General features: G+C 43.6%; 4 protein-coding genes. 1 reads left to right on the top strand and 3 read right to left on the bottom strand.

The genetic code is table 11. From position 1 onward, the window contains the following. A partial coding sequence (locus tag ENN47_10930; protein ID HDP78672.1) for a hypothetical protein occupies positions 1–277 on the top strand: 277 nt, incomplete at its 5' end. Between the two features lie 614 nt (positions 278–891). Here the strand turns inward: ENN47_10930 and ENN47_10925 are convergent. From ENN47_10925 to ENN47_10915, 3 genes are all read right to left on the bottom strand, one after another. Further along, positions 892–1,179 (bottom strand): hypothetical protein, encoded by a 288-nt coding sequence (locus tag ENN47_10925; GenBank protein ID HDP78671.1) that lies wholly within the window; start codon positions 1,177–1,179, stop codon positions 892–894. Positions 1,180–1,312: 133 nt separating this feature from the next. Then, positions 1,313–2,092, bottom strand: a complete 780-nt coding sequence (locus tag ENN47_10920; protein ID HDP78670.1) for a hypothetical protein — start codon at positions 2,090–2,092, stop codon at positions 1,313–1,315. Positions 2,093–2,465: 373 nt separating this feature from the next. Continuing rightward, on the bottom strand, positions 2,466–2,933 hold the full coding sequence (locus tag ENN47_10915) for a hypothetical protein (GenBank protein ID HDP78669.1): 468 nt from the start codon (positions 2,931–2,933) through the stop codon (positions 2,466–2,468). Positions 2,934–3,293: the final 360 nt, after the last annotated feature.

Genomic DNA, 3,293 nt, shown 5'->3' with positions numbered 1-3,293 from the left:
GCTCGATCCCAGGACTCCGAGAAACTACTTCCTTGCAGGCAAAGCGCTCGAGAACCTAGACAAGCCGGAGCAAAGCAGAAGATTCATCATAGCATGTATGATCCTCGATCTCTCCAGCTCCAAAGGATCAAGCTTTCAGAACTTCTACGAAGACAAACTCGGCGAATCGATAACCATAGCCGATCTTTATGCTGCCAGAGAGGTTATTGAGGAATGGGTAGGGAAGAATCAGCACGCGGTTGACTGTTCTCCTCATCCGGTGGAGCTAGAGCAATAAGTCGCTCTTCGCTGCAGATCCCGCGAAACTGCGTCAAGGGATAACAAAGTGTATTGATTCAAAGGCAGACTCTATGGAATGTCAACTCACTACACGCGGAGTCACCGACAAAGCTCCCGGTCAGGATATGGTCTTGATCGATTTAGCCGTCGAATCGATCCTTGTCCTTCGACGGTCAACGCAAACCGAAAGCGGTTAACTTGCTCCACTTCACATAGCTTTATCGAACCGAACACACCCCAAAGGCAGGAAGGAGAAGAACCTTCCTGCTTTCTCACAAAATATGACTCTCCAGTTCCATTCAGGAAGGTCAGACTGACCGAGTCCTTTCGTGGATAAGCAACAAAATCCTATAAGGGTATTCGAGCGAAATCGTTGAGCTCTGAACAGAGTGTATATCCTGTGACATTACACGGATCGCCGGCAGAAAACAAATAACTTTGAACGAAGTACTTGATCTTCTCGCCCAATATGAACGATTAGTGTCTGACCCCGTTAATCCCGACCGAACGAGTCATTCAGGTATTCTCTCACGAGAATACCATTACCCAATAAGCTGTCTCATAAGAAAGTCTTTCAATACCTGGACAATTTCAGATTCAAAACGAATCGCATTATTGGAATAGTGGTTCAACTTCATCAATGTCACACTCGTAGAACTTTGTGCGGAAACTGACAAATCTACCGTCTCTTATTTTCAGCCAAATCTTCTCACTTTGCAAATCCTGAATTATCAACTCTTGCTTAGGAGTGTTAACCGAAGCTTCTCCAGAGATAATTCTGAGCTTCTTGCCAGTATCTGCTCTTGTCCCCGTTATTGCTAAAGACGGAAAGCCGGTGTCTTCTCGCACAATGTTCTCATGATTTTCATAAATAAACTCTATTTCCCTTTCCGTTCTCATACCTCCTTCTTACGCAAAGTTCTTTTATACTCCAAAGAATGAAAGATATCACAACTTGAGCAACAACATGATACTCAGATCGAGCAATAACACTGAATTTGGGAGAGGTTCATTGATCTAATTTTGGGAGAATTCAGTTTTGCTCCTGATCACTATCTTTAGTTGGCTCTTCAGCCACTGACTTCTCGAGGCTGAAGGAAGCTGATTTGGTTGATAGGCCACCCCATGAAATTTGGGGATTTGTGTGACCCTTCTTCCCTTCAGCTATATTCCCAAGCGAAATAGCCGAAGGGGAAATCGTCATAACATCATTCAAGTTATATACAGGTAAAAAGCGCGATTCCACTCTCTCAAGTCTATTGTTCATTTTGGAGACCTCTCCCAAAACATTGTCTAGTTTCTTCTCAATTGCGGCCAAGGTTTGCTCCTCGCTGTTGCCGGATTGTAGCTCATCAATCCTTACTGCAACCGTAACTGGGTTGCCAGGTGTTCCGTTCTTTTCAACATACTCTACGGAAGAGGTAAGTTCTTTTCTGAACTCCTCAGCCTTACCAAACCCCACATTACTGTATATAATGGCTTTTGACTGAGATACATCAAAGGGAATGCTTTCTCCTTCTCGAATTATAAGAATAACTGGTTTGTGAAAGGCATGTCGAATTGCCAATTCATAGAACACATTAGGATTATGTCCTGATAAATCTGCAACTGCCATCTCATCTTTCATAAGGTGATTGCATATTTCTGCAGTTATTATTCCTGAAGAGGCAATCTTGTCGGCTCTTATTATTTCATACTTCTCTCCAAGCGCGGGTATGAGAATGCTTTCTAATATTTCATCTGACATCTTCCTTTCGTCTGAATCCTGCTGCCCAATTGGGCATATAAAAAAACATTTCTTCTCGGGCATCAATCAACCAACTCCTTTTCGTAATTCTCTGCCTTTTTCCTTCAATCATGACTCTATTGAGTAACCTTGATATTCCTTTTGTAGTGAACATAAGTAGTAGCTACAGTTGCTGCCCTTTTCTCTACAGCGGAAAGAGAATAGAGTGCCATACCAGCTGAGCAGAGAAACATTAACATGAGTAATCACGGCTGAGAAAAGAGACGGGACGAAGTTGCCATGCCATTCCCGAATATGCTCCCTTTGTACTCGTTCCCCATTCTCCAAGAAAGAAGAAGTTCTATCACGAATCAGAAAACTTTCTCTTCAAACAAACAACTACCCCGATAATAGCACATTCGGAGTTCCATCTATTCTTATCTATTCTAATAGGCTTGTATTAAGGGTTCTCAGAGGTAAGAATCACAATGTCAGATCTCTTGTGGAAGTGCGTGATGATGCCTTCCTGGCCGTTCCTGGCGATTGGCTGTTTTCGCACAAAAACGACATCACCGTCTAGCAGTTTTGGGAACATGCTGAAGCCTGTTACAGTGAGAGAGAAATCTGCCAAGTCCGCCTGATCAACCGAAACGTATCCGACAATGTCTTCTTCAGCAGGTACGCCAGTGCCGGCAGCTACCTTCCCCAGGATCGGGATCTCTTTTTGTGGTTTCAGACTTGAATTGGGGACTTCCCCGGTAAGGATGGCATTTAGAATATTATCGAGACCAAGGAGATAATCTGCTGTAACACCCAGAACTGTAGCAAGTTTGGCAACCTGATCACTTCTTGGAGCAGCTCTTCTTTTGCCGGATTCATGTTCGATATTGAAGTTAGGGTGTTTCCGGGGGGCTGACTCTCTTTTCAGAGGAACTTCATTCTCTGGAAAGGGCTACAAACAGGCCCCGCGAAGGAAAATCGGAAATCGAGTGAGGGGCAATTGAGATACTCAACGAATCAGGTGCGTGGTGATTTGAAAATGCGTTGACACGTCTGGATTTCCGTTCAATTCAGCAATTCTTTAGCGCATTTCAAAAATCTAGCATTCAAAGGATAGTGTCATCTCATCTCGAACCTTAGGACTTCGTATATAGCGTTGAGCTGGCTTCTCCTCTTCTCATGACGGCGGCACAGTTTTCGATGACACTTCTCTTAGTATGATTCCTTCAAGTTTGAAGCCAATTCCTATCTTCTTCCCTATTTGGATATTGATGATAATTGTCTATCT

Origin of the sequence: Mesotoga infera (assembly GCA_011045915.1) — a bacterium.
In the GTDB taxonomy this organism is placed as follows: Bacteria; Thermotogota; Thermotogae; order Petrotogales; family Kosmotogaceae; genus Mesotoga; species Mesotoga infera_D.
The sequence above is the reverse complement of the archived record's forward strand: the minus strand, read 5'-3'. Positions and strand labels throughout refer to the sequence as shown.